Source organism: Roseomonas populi, from assembly GCF_024594815.1.
GTDB lineage: Bacteria > Pseudomonadota > Alphaproteobacteria > Acetobacterales > Acetobacteraceae > Roseomonas > Roseomonas populi.
Map to the genome: position 1 here is coordinate 383412 of NZ_JANJOU010000003.1, position 15875 is coordinate 399286.

At 72.5% G+C, this 15875-nt stretch carries 15 protein-coding genes and 1 tRNA gene; 12 read left to right on the forward strand and 4 right to left on the reverse strand.

The features are described from left to right. The first annotated feature begins 157 nt into the window (after positions 1-157). The 5 genes from NRP21_RS07180 to NRP21_RS07200 all read left to right on the forward strand — a co-directional run bounded on the left by NRP21_RS07180 (position 158) and on the right by NRP21_RS07200 (position 5130). Positions 158-1318, forward strand: coding sequence for a hypothetical protein (locus NRP21_RS07180; protein WP_257715490.1), 1161 nt, complete (start codon positions 158-160; stop codon positions 1316-1318). After that, the gene (locus NRP21_RS07185) at positions 1318-2604 is read left to right on the forward strand and encodes a hypothetical protein (protein WP_257715491.1); all 1287 of its coding nucleotides are present in this window, start codon (positions 1318-1320) and stop codon (positions 2602-2604) included. Before NRP21_RS07180 ends, NRP21_RS07185 begins: the two co-directional genes overlap by 1 nt. A gap of 10 nt (positions 2605-2614) precedes the next feature. Next, positions 2615-2830: a hypothetical protein gene (locus NRP21_RS07190; RefSeq protein ID WP_257715492.1), complete on the forward strand. Its 216-nt coding sequence runs from the start codon at positions 2615-2617 to the stop codon at positions 2828-2830. Positions 2831-2972: 142 nt separating this feature from the next. Continuing rightward, complete coding sequence (locus NRP21_RS07195; protein WP_257715493.1) at positions 2973-3347, forward strand: phage tail fiber protein; 375 nt, start codon at positions 2973-2975, stop codon at positions 3345-3347. Between the two features lie 157 nt (positions 3348-3504). Further along, positions 3505-5130, forward strand: coding sequence for a Na/Pi symporter (locus NRP21_RS07200; RefSeq protein WP_257715494.1), 1626 nt, complete (start codon positions 3505-3507; stop codon positions 5128-5130). Here the strand turns inward: NRP21_RS07200 and NRP21_RS07205 are convergent. From NRP21_RS07205 to NRP21_RS07215, 3 genes are all read right to left on the reverse strand, one after another. After that, positions 5127-8345: an error-prone DNA polymerase gene (locus tag NRP21_RS07205; RefSeq protein ID WP_257715495.1), complete on the reverse strand. Its 3219-nt coding sequence runs from the start codon at positions 8343-8345 to the stop codon at positions 5127-5129. The genes NRP21_RS07200 and NRP21_RS07205 overlap by 4 nt on opposite strands. Beyond that, the gene (locus NRP21_RS07210; protein ID WP_257715496.1) at positions 8342-9895 is read right to left on the reverse strand and encodes a Y-family DNA polymerase; all 1554 of its coding nucleotides are present in this window, start codon (positions 9893-9895) and stop codon (positions 8342-8344) included. Before NRP21_RS07210 ends, NRP21_RS07205 begins: the two co-directional genes overlap by 4 nt. Before the next feature lie 136 nt (positions 9896-10031). Then, positions 10032-10238, reverse strand: a complete 207-nt coding sequence (locus tag NRP21_RS07215) for a hypothetical protein (RefSeq protein ID WP_257715497.1) — start codon at positions 10236-10238, stop codon at positions 10032-10034. Positions 10239-10535: 297 nt separating this feature from the next. On the opposite strand from NRP21_RS07215, the gene NRP21_RS07220 reads away from it, so the two are divergent. Then, positions 10536-10778, forward strand: a complete 243-nt coding sequence (locus tag NRP21_RS07220; RefSeq protein WP_257715498.1) for a hypothetical protein — start codon at positions 10536-10538, stop codon at positions 10776-10778. A 260-nt stretch (positions 10779-11038) separates the two neighbouring features. On the opposite strand, the gene NRP21_RS07225 is transcribed toward NRP21_RS07220, so the two are convergent. Continuing rightward, positions 11039-11113 (reverse strand) — tRNA-Thr (locus NRP21_RS07225). A gap of 121 nt (positions 11114-11234) precedes the next feature. Between NRP21_RS07225 and NRP21_RS07230 the strand changes: the two genes are divergently transcribed. From NRP21_RS07230 to infA, 6 genes are all read left to right on the forward strand, one after another. Further along, a complete protein-coding gene (locus tag NRP21_RS07230; protein ID WP_257715499.1) occupies positions 11235-11420 on the forward strand; it encodes a hypothetical protein in 186 nt (61 codons plus the stop codon). Positions 11421-11523: 103 nt separating this feature from the next. After that, on the forward strand, positions 11524-12078 hold the full coding sequence (gene dcd, locus NRP21_RS07235; protein WP_257715500.1) for a dCTP deaminase: 555 nt from the start codon (positions 11524-11526) through the stop codon (positions 12076-12078). 11 nt (positions 12079-12089) lie between these two features. After that, complete coding sequence (gene murA, locus NRP21_RS07240) at positions 12090-13364, forward strand: UDP-N-acetylglucosamine 1-carboxyvinyltransferase (RefSeq protein ID WP_257715501.1); 1275 nt, start codon at positions 12090-12092, stop codon at positions 13362-13364. Between the two features lie 49 nt (positions 13365-13413). Next, positions 13414-14112 (forward strand): ATP phosphoribosyltransferase, encoded by a 699-nt coding sequence (hisG, locus tag NRP21_RS07245; RefSeq protein ID WP_257715502.1) that lies wholly within the window; start codon positions 13414-13416, stop codon positions 14110-14112. Further along, on the forward strand, positions 14109-15401 hold the full coding sequence (hisD, locus tag NRP21_RS07250) for a histidinol dehydrogenase (RefSeq protein ID WP_257715503.1): 1293 nt from the start codon (positions 14109-14111) through the stop codon (positions 15399-15401). Before hisG ends, hisD begins: the two co-directional genes overlap by 4 nt. Before the next feature lie 251 nt (positions 15402-15652). Next, entirely contained in the window at positions 15653-15871 is a 219-nt protein-coding gene (gene infA, locus NRP21_RS07255; protein ID WP_007003972.1) for a translation initiation factor IF-1, read from the forward strand. Positions 15872-15875: the final 4 nt, after the last annotated feature.

Consider the following 15875-nt stretch of genomic DNA (forward strand, 5'->3'; position numbering starts at 1 on the left):
GCACCGGCACAGCGCCGACGCTCCAACTTCCTGCCAGCGTCGGCGCGACCGGGTATAATACCGGGTACGAGCGCGGATTAGGGCCGAACGCCCCGCAGAGATAACAGGCACTTAGACCCGGCGGATATTCGGATGGTCCAGCAAGGGCCGGCCGCTGGTGGTCAACTCGCAGTCGGCGGACAACAACGTCGTCGCCGGCGTGATGCTGCCCACGGGGAACGGCAACGCGGTCGAGGTCATCGACGGCGGCCTGGTCCTGATGGGCTGCGACATCTACGGCGGGATCTACCTCTACGACAACGCGGACAACCTGCAGATCCTGGGCTGCGACATGCGGGTCGCCGCCGTGACGGGCCAGAGCGTTGCGGCGATCCAGAAGGCGCAGATCTCCGGCAGCCGCATGAGCAACGCGGTGGGCGTGGCGCGGACCATCGGCGGGCAGGCGGAGCTGGCGGCCATCTCCTCCTCCGGCCTCATCGAGACCCGTCTCTCGGCCCGCGCCGACGGCGTGGTGGCGGTGCACCGGCGCAACGCCTCCTCCGGCGCCATGCTGCGCCTGCACGGCAACGCGGACACGGCGGCCGGGGCCATCAGCGTGGCGGGGACGGATATCTATGTCGCGGGCGATCCGGCGCTGAACCCGAACCCGAACTACATCTTCGGCAATTCCGGCATGACGCAGCCGCTGACGCTGCGGCTGCGCCGCCTCTCGGCCAGCCCGGCCGCGAACGACCGCATCTTCGCGCTGGAGGGCACGGGCCTCAACAGTGCCGCGGCGGAGGTGACCTATGGGCGCGTGGCGACGGTGGCCGAGGGCGTGACGGCGGGGGCGGAGGCCGGCGCGCTGGTGTTCGAGACGCGCGCCGGCGGCGCGATCGCGGAGCGGATGCGGATCGCCTCCTCCGGCGCGGTGACGCTGGCCGGGCCGCTGACCCTGGCCGCCGACCCGTCGCTGCCCCTGCAGGCCGCGACGAAAGGCTACGTGGATGCCAGCTACGTCTCCCGTGCCATGCCGAGCGTCGTCACGGCCGCCGCCACCGCGCTGGGCTTCGGCGCGCACAATGCGCGCATGGTGATCGCCAATCCCGGCACCACCCTCTCCCTGGACTGGTCCGCCACGGGCAACGGCTTCGCCTGCATGGTGGTGAACCGGACGGGCGCGAACCTCGCGATCGCACTTACCGGCTTCTCCGCGGGCATTGTGAACCCGGACGGCTACACGAAGGTCCGGGCCGGGGCCGTGGCGAGCCTGCTGGTCTACACGCCGGATGGCGGGACGACGCGGCTCTGCCAGCTGACCGGAGGGGGGGCCGCCTGATGATCGGATCCACCGGGGTCCTGCACAGCTACGACCAGGGCGGGCCGGCCGGGATCGCTTCCCCCAACGCGCTCGTCTCGGCGGGCAGCCTTGCGTCCGGGGTCACCTTCGCGCGCGCCTCGTCCGGCCTCCTCCTGGGAACGGACGGGGCATCCTGGCAATCGGCGGCCGCCGACGCGCCGCGCTTCCAGGGCGCATCGCGCCGCCTGCTGCTTGAGGGAGCACGGACGAACTCCAATCCGAACTCCCGCTTCGAGGGCGCGCAGAACGGCTCCGGCAATTACGGCACGGGGTGGACGGCCTTCGACCCCGCCACGCCGACGGCCGGCCTGTCCCGGACCTGCCTCGGCAACACGACGATGTTCGGCCTGCCGGGTGTCCTGGTGCAGATCGCCGGCACCACGACCGCGGCGGCAGTGATGGGATTCCAGCTGAACGCACCCATCAACGCCAATCCGGGAGACCTGTGGACGACGAGCATCCATGGCGCGATGGCATCGAGTTCGGGCGCGGCCGGGCAGGCGAGCTTGAGCACATACATCCGCCCGAAGGACGCATCCTTCGCTGACACACAGGGAGGCATCCTGCGCAGCGTGCCGGTTGCGCTGGCGGTTGGGGCACTGGCGCGGGCCATCCACTCCAGTCCCGCCCTGGCCGCCGGCACGAACCGGTTCCAGAGCGGGTTCAGCATCAGCTACCCGGCCGGGGTCACAGTGAACGACACCGTCTTCCTGGCGTGCCACCAGCCGGAGTTGGGGGCCTTCGCGTCGTCGCCCGTCCTCTCCCCGGCCGGCACCATCGCGGCCAGCACGCGCGCGGCGGACGTGGCGGGCTTCGCCCTGTCCGGCGCCGCGGCGGCGCAGGGCACGCTCGTCGGCACCTTCCTGCTGCCGCAGGCCGCCCCGGCCGGCGCCGACCAGGGCCTGCTGACGCTGGACGACGGGACGGCGGGCAACCGCATCGGCCTCCGCAACGCCGCGGGCGGCCTGGCAATCGTCCCTGTGCGCGCCGCCTCAGGGGTGGAGACGGTGGGGGGCACGGCCGGCACCGTATCGGCCGGCACGTCCTTCAAGGCCGCGCTTGCCTGGGATGCGGGCGGCATCGTGGCCTGCGTGGCGGGCGGCGCGGTGCAGTCGCTGCCGGGCGCGCCGCCGGCCCTTACCCGCATCCTCTTCGGGCAGGGCCGGGGTGATCTCGCCTCGCTGCTGTTCGGCGAGATCGGCCCACTCAACCTCCATTCCACGCGCCTGGCGGATTCAAGCCTGCAGGCGCTCACCTCCGGCTGAGGATCGCAGAATGACCGACTACCTGGACCTGCGCTGGCACGGGCCGGCGCGGAGGATGAATGCCGCCCTGGCGGCCCTGCCGCCGGCGGCCGTGCAGGCCGGCCCGCGCGTGCTGGACGGCATCGCCTACGTGCTCCGGCGAGAGAGCGAGGCGCGGCCCCTGCCGGATGGGTTGGAGGTGACCGGCGCCGAGCTCTCGGCCGCCATCGTCGGCGTGATCGCGTGACGGCCGGGGCCGTGCGCCCGGCCGGGCCGCGGCCCTCTACCAGGCCCATCGCGCGGGGACGGCGCGGCGCCGCCGCCCCATCCTGCTCGCCGGCCGGCCCCGCCCGGCGGGCACCCACCCTTTCCCCTAGCGGAGAACCCCCATGTCCGACCTGACCGACTACGCCCGCAACCTGCTGGCCCGGGCCGTCTGCGCCCGCGCCCCGGGCCTTCCTTCTGCCGTCTACGCCGCCCTGGGCACCGCGGGCACGGCCGCGGCGGGGCTGACCGGGGAGCCGGTAGGCAACGGCTACGCCCGCCAGCGCGTGACCTTCACCGGCACCGGCGCCCAGAGCAACGCGGAGGCGCTGCGCTTTGTCTTCTCCGCCAGCACCGGCACGCTGGGCTATGTGGGACTCTATGACGCGGCCACGGGCGGGAACCCGCTTCTCGTCTCCCCGCTCAACACGGCCGTCGCCGTGACCGGCGCGGGGACGGTGACGATCGCGGCCAGCGGCCTTGTCGTGAACCCGACCTGAGGGGAGCAGGGGGAGAGCCTGCGCCCTCCCCCGCTTCTTGACGCTTTCATGAAGATCACCCGCCCGGGGCTTTCGTGTGCTGGGCAAGGTCCCATGATGCGGCGCCTTTTCCGTGGGCGCTTCCTCCGCGGGCCGCGTCAGGGGTGAAGACGACGTCTTGGATCTGATTGCCACCCTTCTCGGCGGCCTCGGGCTTTTCCTGGCCGGGGTGCGCGGGCTTGGCGCCGCGCTGCAGGGGATGGCCGGGCGGCGGCTCCGCAAGGCCGTCGCGCGCGCCACGCGCGGGGGGCTGAGCGCGGCCCTGACGGGCGCGGCGCTGGGCGCGCTGACGCAATCCTCCAACGCCGTCACCTTCGTCGCCGCCTCCATGGTGCAGGCGGGGCTGCTGCCGCTGGCGCGCGCCCTGCCCGTGGTGGCCTGGTGCAATCTGGGCACGGTGGTGCTGGTGCTCGCCGCCTCGCTGGACCTGCGGCTGGCGGCGCTGTGGCTGATCGGCGTCGCGGGCTGCGCCGCCACCTTCGGGCGCGGGGGCGGCGGGCGGTGGAAGGCGGCGCTGGAGGCGGCCTTCCAGCTCGGGCTGCTCTTCCTCGGCCTCGTCATCCTGAAATCCGGCGCCGCCCCGCTGCGCGAGGCTGGGGCGCTGCGCGATGCCATGGAACTGGCCGGCCACGCGCTGCTGCCGCCCTTCCTGCTGGGCACGGTCGTCGCCCTCGTCGCGCAATCCTCCTCCACCATCACCATCCTCGCCATCGCGCTCGCGGAAGTGGGGCTGCTGGATGGTGCCCAGGCCGGGATGGCCGTGTGCGGCGCCTCCCTCGGCTCCGGCCTTTCCGTCCTGCTGCTCGCGGGCGGGCTGCGCGGGGCGGCGCGGCGGCTGGCCACCTTCCAGGCGCTGTTCAAGGCGGCCGGGGCGGCGCTTCTCGCCATTCCCTTCGTCGTCTGGCACGTCGGGCCGGGGCTGCCCGTGCCCTTCGCGGAGATGGACCTGCCGCACCGGCTCGGCCTTCTCTTCGTCGCGCTGCAACTCGTGCCGGCGCTGCTCCTGCCGCTCATCAACCCCTACCTGCCGAAGTTGCTCGAGCGCCTCTCGCCCACCACGCCGGAGGAGACCCTTTCCCAGTCGAAATTCCTCTACGATCAGGCGCTGGACGACGTACCGACGGCGCTGGACCTTGCCGGGCAGGAGCAGGCGCGGCTTTTCGGCCGCCTGCCCTGGTTGCTGGACGGGGTGCGGGAGGAAGGGCGGGGCGGGGCGGACCGCGCCACCGTCTCGGCGGCGGGCGAGGCGGTGGAGCGGCGGATCGCGGCTTTCCTGGCGGAGGCGCTGGCGCGCTGCCCGCGCGAGGAGCTGGGCCGCGCCGTGGCGCTGCAGAACCTGAACGGCGTGCTGGCCCCGCTGCGCGAGGCGTCCGACGAGCTGGCCGCGGCGCTGGAAACGGCGGCGCGGCGCGACGCCGGCGATCCCGTGCACGCGCTGGCCACGCCGCTGGCAGAGGCGCTGCACCTGCTGCTGACGGAGACGCACGAGGCCGCGCTCTCCGGCGATGCGACCGATGCGGGAACCCTGGCAGAGCTTGCGGCGGACCGCTCCGCGATGATGGACGGGCTGCGGCGCCGCATCGCCCGCGCCGGGGCCGACTTGCCGCCGGAAGGGGTGGACCTGCTCTTCCGCGTCACCGCGCTGTTCGAGCGCGCGGTGTGGCTGATCCGGCGCGCCGCCCTCCTCCTGCCGCCCACGCGCGGCGGCTGGGCAGTGCCGGCCGAGGCTGAGGAGGCCGCCTAGCGCCAGTCCCGGCTTGAGGGAAAGGCGGGGTTGCGCGGGTTCGGGCGATGGTCGATGCCGCGCGTCACCTCGTCCGCGCGGGCCATGGGCATGCGCGCGGCGCCTAGGCGATGCAGCCCGTCCAGAAGATCGGAGCGGTCCTCGAGACGTCGGCCGAGGATGTGCACGATCGGCACCGCGGCCTCCTCGTGGCGCTCGATCCGGCCTTCCACCAATAGCAGGCGCGCGGCCACCACGGCGGCGCGGTGGGCGGCGATGGTGTCCTTCTGAAGAACCAGGTTCACCGTGCCGAACTCGTCCTCCAGCGTGAAGAAGACCACGCCTTTCGCGCTGCCCGGGCGCTGGCGCACCAGCACCAGCCCGGCGAAGCGGATAGACTGCCCCTGGCGCGCGGCGGCCACGGCCCGGCTGTCGCGCAGGCGCAACTCCTCCAGCGCGGGGCGCAGCAGGGCCAGCGGATGGGCGCGGAGCGTCAGGCCGGTGGCGCCGATGTCCAGCACCGTTTCCTCCCCGCTCGTCTCGGCGGGCAGGCGCGGCGCCGCCTCGGCCGCGGCGAAGAGCGGAAGGGGTGCCATGTCCCTGGCGGATGCGGCGCGCTCCACGGCTGCCGCCTCCCACAGCGCGCGGCGGCGGTCCAGGCCCAGGCCGCGGAAGGCGTCGGCCTGGGCCAGGGCTTCCAGCGCCGGGCGGTGCAGCCCGGCGGCGGCCAGGGCGGCGGGGGTGGCGCGCCCGCGCAGGGCGATGGCCTTGTTCGCATCCTCCTTCGACAAGCCGGAGACCAGGCGCAGGCCAAGGCGCAGCGCCCATCCCTCCCCTTCCCTCTCCAGCGTGCAATCCCACTCGCTGACGGTGACGTCCGGCGGGCGCACCGCCACGCCGTGCTCCCGCGCATCGCGCACGATCTGGGCGGGCGCGTAGAAGCCCATGGGCTGGCTGTTCAGCAGCGCGGCCGCGAAGACGGCGGGGTGGTGGCACTTGATCCAGGCGGAGACGTAGACGAGCTGCGCGAAGGAGGCGGCGTGGCTCTCGGGGAAGCCGTAGCCGCCGAAGCCACGGATCTGCTCGAAGCAGCGATGCGCGAAGTCCGGCTCGTAGCCGCGCGCGATCATGCCCCCCTCGAATTCCTCCCGGAAGGTGTCCAGCTTCCCGTCGTGCTTGAAGGAAGCCATGGAGCGGCGCAGTTCGTCCGCGCGGGAGGGCGTGAAGCCCGCGGCGACGATCGCCATCTCCATCGCCTGCTCCTGGAAGAGCGGCACGCCGAGGGTTTTTTCCAGCACGGCCTTCAGTTCCGGCTTCGCGTATTCCGGCTTCTCGATCCCCGCGCGCCGGCGGAGGTAGGGATGCACCATGTCGCCCTGGATCGGGCCGGGGCGCACGATCGCCACCTCGATGACGAGGTCGTAGTACTGCCTCGGCCGCATGCGCGGCAGCATGTTCATCTGCGCACGGCTCTCCACCTGGAACACGCCGATGGAATCGCCGCGCGAGAGCATCGCGTAGGTGGCGGGGTCGTCCTGCGGCACCGTGTAGAGCTGAAGGCGCTCCCCCGTGCATCCCTCCAGCAGATCGAAGGCCCGCTTGAGGCAGGAGAGCATCCCCAGCCCCAGCACATCCACCTTCAGCATCTCCAGCACGGCGATGTCGTCCTTGTCCCACTCCACCGTGTGGCGGTCCTCCATCGCCGCCTTCCGCACGATGGCGAGTTCCGTCAGCTTCCCGCGCGCGATGACGAAGCCGCCGACATGGGTCGCCAGGTGGCGGGGGAAGCCGTGCAGCTCCTCCGCCAGGTCCAACGCCATGCCGAGGCGCGGATCGGCCTTCGGGTTCAGCCCGGCCTCGCGCGCCACGTCGCGCAGCCCGTCCATCCCGTCGTGCCAGGAGGCCTTGGCGAGGCGGCCGGTGATGTCCTCGGACAACCCCATCACCTTGCCCACCTCCCGCACGGCGCTGCGGGTGCGGTAGCGGATGAGGGTGGCGGTGATCGCGGCGCGGTCGCGGCCGTAGCGCTCGTAGATGTGCTGGATCACCTCCTCGCGCCGCTCGTGCTCGAAGTCGATGTCGATGTCCGGCGGCTCGCCGCGCGCGTCGCTCAGGAAGCGCGCGAAGAGGAGGCGGTGGTGGTCGGGATTCACCGAGGTGATGCCGAGCGCGTAGCACACCGCCGAGTTCGCCGCCGATCCGCGCCCCTGGCAGAGGATGCCCTTCGAGTCCGCGAAGCGGACGATCTCGTGCACCGTCAGGAAGTAGGGCGCGTAGCCGAGGCGCGCGATCAGCGCCATCTCCTCCGCGATCTGCGCCGCCACCTTGGGCGATGCGCCATCCGGCCAGCGCACCCGCACCGCCTCCGCCACGCGGCGCTCCAGCGTTTCCTGCGCGGTCAGGCCGGGCTCGACGATCTCCTCGGGGTACTCGTAGGTCAGGTCGCGCTTCAGGTCGAAGCGGCAGGCCGCCACCACGCGCAACGTCGCGTCCACGGCCTCCCCGAAGCCCTCGAACAGGCGGCGCATCTCCGCCTCGGGCTTCAGGTGCGCCTCCGCATTGGGCTGGGCGTGCAGGCCCAGCGCGTCCACCGTGGTGCCCAGGCGGATGGCGGCCAGCACATCCGCCAGGCGGCGGCGGGATGCGACGTGCATCCGCGCCCCGCCCGCCGCCAGCAGCGGGGCGCGCGCCGATCCCGCCATGCCGGAGAGCAGCCGCAGGCGCCGCCGGTCGTCGCCGGCAAAGCGGTGATGCGCAGCGAGGAAGAGCGGCAGGGCGAGCCGGCGGCGCATCGCCTCCGCGTCCCGGCGCAGGCGGTGTGCGAAGGACTCGTCCGGCTCATCGGGCGGGATGGCGGCCATCACCTGCCCCTCGGCCGCGGCGATCAGCGCGTCCCGCGCCGGGCGGCCATCATCCGCGGGCATCCGGGCGGCGGAGAGCATGGCGGAGAGCCGTGCGTAGGCGGCGGCGTCCGTGGGCCAGACGAGGTATTCCGCCCCATCCTCCAGCGCCACGCGGCAGCCCGGAACGAAGCGGATCTCGCGGTCCCCCTTCACCTCCGGGTCCAGCCAGCTCGCCGCCATGCCGCGCACCAGCCCGGCGAAGGAGTTGCGGTCCGCGATCCCGATCGCCGCGTGCCCCAGCACCTTTGCCGCCGTTACCAACTCCGAGGGATGGGACGCGCCTTCCAGGAAGGTGAAGTTGGACATGGCGCCCAGCTCGGCGAAGCCGCTCACGGCAGCAGGCCGTGCAGGAACCAGCGCGCCGAGCCCGGCCCGCCCGAGCGGCAGACCCAGAGGCGGCGGCCATCGGGCATCTCCACCCGGTAATAGTCCCGCACCGTCCGGTCAGGCCGGTCCCGCCACCATTCCGGCTCCAGCCGCTCCGGCCCCTCGGCGTTGCGCACGGCCACCCACCTGCCGCGCCAGCGGATCCGGACGGGCGGGTCGTCCGGCAGAAGAGCCATCGCCTCCAGCTGCTCCGGCCGGCGCAGCAGGCGCAGGGGGCGGGGGCGGGCCGACCAGCTCCCCACGGGCGCGACGGCGGCCAGCGGGTCCACCCGCTCCACCGCCCGCTCCGGCCAGTGGCTCTCGCGCGGGCGCAGGCGCCAAGCGGGCAGGCGCTGCAGCACGCGGTCCAGCAGGGCGGCCAGGGCGGCCTCCGCGTCCTCTCCGCCGAGCCCGGCCTGGGCGGCGGCCAGGGGCTCCGTGTCCTCCGCCATCAGGGTGATGCGGTCGAAGCCGAAGCCCGGGGCCAGCCGCTCCAGCCTCGGCCCTAGAAGGCGGAGGAGGTGGCCCGGATCGCGGCTGGCCAGGCCCGTGCCGATCGCCTGCTCCTGCACCCCGCCATCCGTGCGATGGGCGCGCAGCACCAGCCGGCGCAGCCCCCGCCCCTCCTCGGCCAGCCCCGCGCAGAGCCGGCCCAGCAGGTGCTCCACGGCGTGGTCGATGGCCGTGCGGGTGATGAGAGGCTCCTCGAAGTCGAGGGCGGCCTGCCTGTCCGGCAGGGGGCGAATGCTGCGGAAGGGCTCCGGGGCGGCGCCCGTGGCACGGTCCAGGGCCAGGGAGAGGCCCGCCCCGAATCGCCGGGCCAGGGGCGCGCGGGGCTGGGCCAGCACGTCGCCGATCCGGTGCAGGCCCAGCCGCTGCAGCCCGATGATGGTCTTCGCCTCCAGCGGCAGGGCGTGGAGCGGCAGCTCGGCCAGGGCTGCCGCCTCCATGCCCGCGGGAACCCGTCCCTCCACCCCGCAACGGGCCAGGGCCATGGCGGCCGAGGCCGTGCCCGCGACCGCGGCCCGTGCGGCGTGGCCCAGCCGGGCCAGGCCCGCCACCGCGCGGCGCATCGTCCGGTCCTCGCCGCCGGTGAGGGCATCCGTCCCGGCGATGTTCACCAGCAGCCCATCGGGCGGGTCCGGTGCCGCCAGCGGGGCGATTCGCAGGGCCCAGAGGGCGAGCTCCTGGAGTCGCGCCGCCGCCGTTTCCGGCGCCTCCGGATGGGCGGCCACGGTGGGGGCCGCGGCATGGGCATCTCCCAGCGCCTGGCCGGGCCGCACCCCCAGCCCCATGGCCGCCGAATCGGCCGCCACGACCAGCCGTCGATTCCCTTCCATGCGCCAGGCGAGGACGGGGCCGGGCACCCGCAGGACCTCCGTGGCCAGCCAGGGCAGGTGCAGCGCAAGGATGCGCGACTCCGGCTGCGGGCCATGCCCCTCCGCGGCCGGCCGCCCGGGCGTAGCGGCGTGCAGGGCCAGGCGCAGCCTTGGCGGCTGGCAGGCACGGCGCCTCACGCGCGCCTCGTCTCAGGAGAGGCGGAGATCCAACGGCGCGCCGGGAGAACCGAATCGGGGATCATGTTCCCCAAATGTTCTCTTCGGCGCCCGGGCTGGCAAGAGCGGTTCCTGCGCTCTCGCGGGCCCTGGTGGGTCAGCTGTGGGTGGGGGTGGTCCCGTCAGAACCAAAGGCGGCCATGGCGGCCGAGAAGCGCGCGCGCATCCGGATGGCGTCCATCGGGGCGCCGCTGATCGGTGCCTCGGCCAGGCAGCGCTCCAGTTCCGTACGGAGCGAGCGCAGCGCATCCGCCCGGAGTTCCGCGGGCATGCGGGAGAGAATCCGGTCCAACGCCTCGGTCACGGCATTTTCCAGAGCATCTTCGGACGCATCTACGGACTGGATGGACGAAGTTCGTTCCAAGCGCGCTCTCCTCTCACGCCATGCGTGTGCTGGCTGCAACGCAGTGCCAAGCTAGCAGGATCACTGCGACATCCACCACAACATGGTGAGAAGCAATGCAAAAAGGGCTCACCCTTAGCGTTACTGGATCCCGCTTTCCCCGCTCTGTTCTCTCTCCCATTCCGCCCCCAGCCGAATTAATCTACATTTGGTTGCGGCCCGTAACCGCCGCCCACGCTGCAAATCATGGAAGCTGTCATGAGCGAGAGGGGTTCTTCCATCCCGGTCTGGTCGGCGGTGCCTTCCGGCCCAAAACGGCCCGATGAGGGCGTGCTGTCCGCGATCAGCGAGCTGGCTGATCACGCGAGGGCCTACCGCCTCAGTCAGGTTGACGACGTGTTGACGGAACTTCTGGCCCTTCTCTATACCGAACAGGACCGCGCACCGGCTTTCGGCGCTTCTCACCTCTCCTGGAGCGCTCCGTTCCCCGACGGAACCTGATCCCACACGGGGTCTTGCCCGCTCGCCCCGTTCCCGATCGCCGTCGGTCCGGCCCTGAACCGGATCGATGCGGGGCGTAGGGGGTCCCTCATGCAGCCGGCGCCGGCGCAGCGTGACATTCCCGGGAAATCGGGGCCGAGCCGCCATGTGCGCAGGAACCCTGGCGGTCGCACACCTGCCCCGTGCGAGTGGCCCCGTGCGAGGCTGACAACTCATTTTCGGATGGTGGCAAATTCCCGGGCAGGAGTGATGGCCGGGGATGGTGCTGCCAGAGAGGATTGAACTCTCGACCTCTCCCTTACCAAGGGAGTGCTCTACCACTGAGCTACGGCAGCGTACCGAACCGGGCTGGGCCCGCGGGCGAGGCGCTACCTAGCCGCTGCGCCCGCGCCGTGCAACCCTTGCCGTGCGTGCGGACCTTGACGCCGCATCCCCTTCGCCGATTGGTTCCCGGCCATGGACGAGCCCATGAACGAGAGCGAGAGCGACAACACTCCCGGCTCCCCCGCCCCGACCCCGCGCCCCGCGCCGTCGGAGCGCGAGCGGCGCCTGGCGGCCGCGCTGCGGGAGAACCTGAAGCGCCGTAAGGCCCAGTCGCGCGAAAGGGCACAGCCCTCCTCCCCGCCCGAGGAGCAGGAATAGTCACCCGGTTGCCGCCCCGCGGCCCAGGGGCTATCCCGCCCGGCACCTTTGCCCGATCTTCCGGCGCCCGATCCTCCGGGGCGCCGGCCCAAGGACTCCCATCATGCCCATCATGCCCGACCACTGGATCCGTCGCATGGCGGCGGAGCACGGCATGATCGAGCCCTTCGTGGAGGCCCAGCGCCGCCAGGGGGTGATCTCCTACGGCCTCTCCTCCTACGGCTACGACGCCCGGGCCGCCGGCGAGTTCAAGATCTTCACGAACGTGGACAACGCGATCGTCGATCCGAAGGACTTCTCGGAGGAGGGCTTCGTCACCCGCACGGGCGAGACCTGCATCGTGCCCCCCAACTCCTTCGTGCTGACCCACACGGTGGAGTACTTCCGCATCCCCCGGGACGTGCTGGTGATCTGCCTCGGCAAGTCCACCTATGCCCGCTGCGGCCTGATCGTGAACGTCACCCCGCTGGAACCGGAGTGGGAGGGGCAGGTGACGATCGAGATCAGCAACACCACCCCCCTGCCCGCCCGCATCTACGCGAATGAGGGGATCTGCCAGTTCCTCTTCCTGAAGGGAGAGGGGGCGCCGGACGTGTCCTACGCGGACCGGGCCGGGAAATACATGCGCCAGCGCGGCGTGGCTCTGCCGCGGCTGTAAGGGGAAAGACCATGGACCGCATCCGTCTCCGCGGCGGCCGGCCGCTCAAGGGCACCATCCCCGTCGGGGGCGCGAAGAACGCCGCGCTGCCGCTGATGGCCGCCGCCCTCCTCACCGATGGCCCCCTGGTGCTGACCAATGCCCCGGCGCTGGACGATACCCGCACCATGGCCGGGCTGCTGGAGCAGCACGGGCTGAAGGCGGAGCACGACACCAAGGCCCGCACCATGTCCCTCTCCGGGGCGGCCACCAACCTCGTCGCGCCCTATGACCTGGTGCGGAAGATGCGGGCCTCCGTCCTCGTCCTCGGCCCGCTGGTGGCCCGCTACGGGGAGGCGAAGGTCTCGTTGCCCGGCGGCTGCGCCATCGGCACGCGCCCGGTGGACCTCCACCTCAAGGGGCTGGAGCAGATGGGCGCCACCATCGACCTGGACGCGGGCTACATGCACGCCCACGCCCCCGGCGGCCTGAAGGGCGCCAAGATCTACTTCAACCAGGTCTCCGTCGGCGCCACCGAGAACCTGCTGATGGCAGCCACCCTCGCCGACGGCATGACGGAGCTGGTGAACGCGGCCCGCGAGCCGGAGATCGACGACCTGGCCACCTGCCTCGTCGCCATGGGCGCGAAGATCGAGGGCATCGGCACGGACCGGCTACGGATCGAGGGGGTAAAGAGCCTGCACGGCGCCACCCACGCCATCGTGCCCGACCGGATCGAGGCCGGCTCCTTCGCCTGCGCCGTCGGCGTGACGGGGGGCGAGGTGCTGCTCCAGGGCGCCCGGATGGAGCATCTGGGCGCGGTGGCCCGCGTGCTGCGGGAGGCCGGGGTGGAGCTGGAGGAGGTGCCGCCCAACGGCTCGGCCGGCGGAGTGATGGTCCGCCGCACCTCCGGCCTGCGCGGCGTGGACGTGATGACGGAGCCCTTCCCGGGCTTCGCCACTGACATGCAGGCCCAGTTCATGGCCCTGATGGCGGTGGCCGAGGGCGCCTCCATGATCACGGAGACGATCTTCGAGAACCGCTTCATGCACGTGCCGGAGATGAACCGCATGGGCGCCCGCATCAACGTGCAGGGGCGCTCCGCCATCGTCCGCGGCGTCTCCCGCCTCTCCGGCGCGCCCGTGATGGCGACCGACCTGCGCGCCTCCATCTCCCTCATCCTGGCCGGGCTGGCCGCGGGGGGCGAGACGATCGTGAACCGCGTCTATCACCTGGACCGGGGCTACGAGCGGCTGGAAGCCAAGCTGGCGGCAGTGGGCGCCGACATCGAGCGCATTCCCGGCTAACTCAAGAATCCTTCACTCGACCGCCACGGAGGCGGTGCTAGTCTCCCCCATGGACCTCCCGATCACCTCCCCTTCCCTTCCCGGCACCGCCGGCACCTCCGACCTCATCCTGGCGCTCCCCAAGGGCCGCATCCTCAAGGAGGTGCAGCCCCTCCTGGCCCGTGCCGGGCTGGTCCCCGGCGGCGACTTCCACGACGAGGACAGCCGCCACCTCCGCTTCCCCACGAACCATCCCGGGCTGGACGTGGTGCGGGTGCGCCCCTTCGACGTAGCGACCTTCGTCGCCCATGGCGGGGCCCAGATCGGTGTCTGCGGCGCGGACGTGCTGATGGAGTTTGACTATCCGGAGATCTACGCCCCGCTGGACCTGGGCATCGGCCGCTGCCGCGTCAGCGTGGCCGGCCCGGCGGACGACCCGATCGCCGATGAGGCCGCCCGCTGGTCCCGCGTGACGGTGGCCTCGAAGTACCCGGGCATTGCCCGCCGCCACTTCGCCGCCCGCGGCGTGCAGGCGGAGGTGGTGCACTTGAACGGGGCTATGGAGCTGGCCCCTTCCCTCGGCCTCGCCCGCCTCATCGTGGACCTCGTGCAGACCGGCTCCACCCTGAAGGCCAACGGGCTGGTGGAGCGCGAGGTGATCGCGCAGGTCACCTCCCGCCTCATCATCAATCGCACGGCGCTGAAGACGGAGCCGGAGCGGATCGGCGCCTGGCTGGCGCGCTTCCGGGAAGCCCTGACCGCATCATGAAGAGACTGGATACGCGCGATCCCGGCTTCCCCGCCGATTTCGACGCGCTGCTGGACACGGCCCGCGACACCACCGCCCGGGTGGACGGGGCCGTGGCCGAGATCATCGGCCGCATCCGGGCCGAGGGCGACGCCGCCCTGCTGGATCTGACCGCCCGGTACGACCGCTGGGCGCCGAAGGACGCCGCCGCCCTGCGCGTGACGGCGGCGGAGATCGAGGCCGCCACCGCCTCCATCGAGCCCGGCCTGATGGCCGCGCTGGACACGGCGGCGACGCGGATCGAGACCTTCCACCGTGCCCAGATGCCGCAGGACGTGACCGTGCCGGACCCGGCCGGGCTGACGCTGGGCATGCGCTGGGGCGCGGTGGACGCGGCCGGGCTCTACGTGCCCGGCGGGAAGGCGGCCTATCCCTCCTCCGTGCTGATGAACGCCATCCCCGCCCGCGTGGCGGGGGTGCCGCGCGTGGCGGTGGCGGTGCCGACGCCGGACGGGGAGATCAACCCGCTGGTGCTCGCCGCCTGCGCCCGCGCGGGGGTGACGGAGGTGTGGCGCATCGGCGGCGCCCAGGCCGTGGCGGCGCTGGCCTGGGGCACGGCGAGCATCGCTCCCGTGGACAAGATCACGGGGCCCGGCAACGCCTATGTCGCCGAGGCCAAGCGGCAGGTCTTCGGCCGGGTGGGCATCGATTCCATCGCAGGCCCCTCCGAGGTGGTGGTGCTGGCCGATGGCGCCCAGGACCCGGCCCGGGTGGCGATGGACCTGATGGCCCAGGCCGAGCACGACGAGGCCGCGCAATCCATCCTGATCACTGATAGCCCCGAGTTGGCCGATGCCGTGCCCGGCGCGGTGGAGGCGGCGCTGGCCACCCTGCCCCGCGCGGCCATCGCCGGCGAATCCTGGCGTCGCCACGGCGCGGTGATCCTGGTGCGGGACTGGGCGGAGGGCGCGGCGCTGGTGGACCGGCTGGCGCCGGAGCATCTGCAGGTGATGACCGCCGATCCTGCGGCCCTGTTCGGCCGCATCCGCCACGCCGGCGCCGCCTTCCTGGGCCCCTGGTGCCCGGAGGCGCTGGGGGACTACGTGGCCGGGCCGAACCACGTGCTGCCCACCGGGCGCACGGCGCGCTTCGCCTCCGGCCTCTCGGTCTTCGACTTCCTCAAGCGCACCACCTGGATCGCGGCCGAGGAAGCGGGGCTGCGCGCCACCGGCCCTGCCGCCGTGGCCCTGGCCCGGGCGGAAGGGCTGGACGCCCATGCCCGCAGCATCGCGGAGCGCATCGGGCTCTGAAGAGGTGAGGCTCCCGCGCATCGCGGGGCCTCCATTCCGCCCGCGGATGGTTGCTTTCCTTGACCCTGGCGGCGCGGGGCATCATGTTCCCGCTGCTCAGCCCCATCTAGCGCGGCCCGATCGCGGGTCCGCGCCTGTTCGCGTGCCGGGCCGGACGCGCAACCGCGCTGCCCGATGATCCAGCGCCGCCCTAACCCATCGCGGGGCTGCGGCGCCCCCGCCCAGATGCCCCGCGACAGAAAAGGATACGCATGTCGAAGGAAGACATGATCGAGTTCAGCGGCCAGGTGGTGGAGTTGCTGCCCAACGCCATGTTCCGCGTGAAGCTGGACAACGAGCACATGGTCCTGGCCCACACCAGCGGGAAGATGCGCAAGAACCGCATCCGCGTGCTGGCCGGGGACCGCGTGAACGTGGAGATGACCCCCTACGACCTGACCAAGGGCCGGATCACCTTCCGCTTCAAGTAAGGCC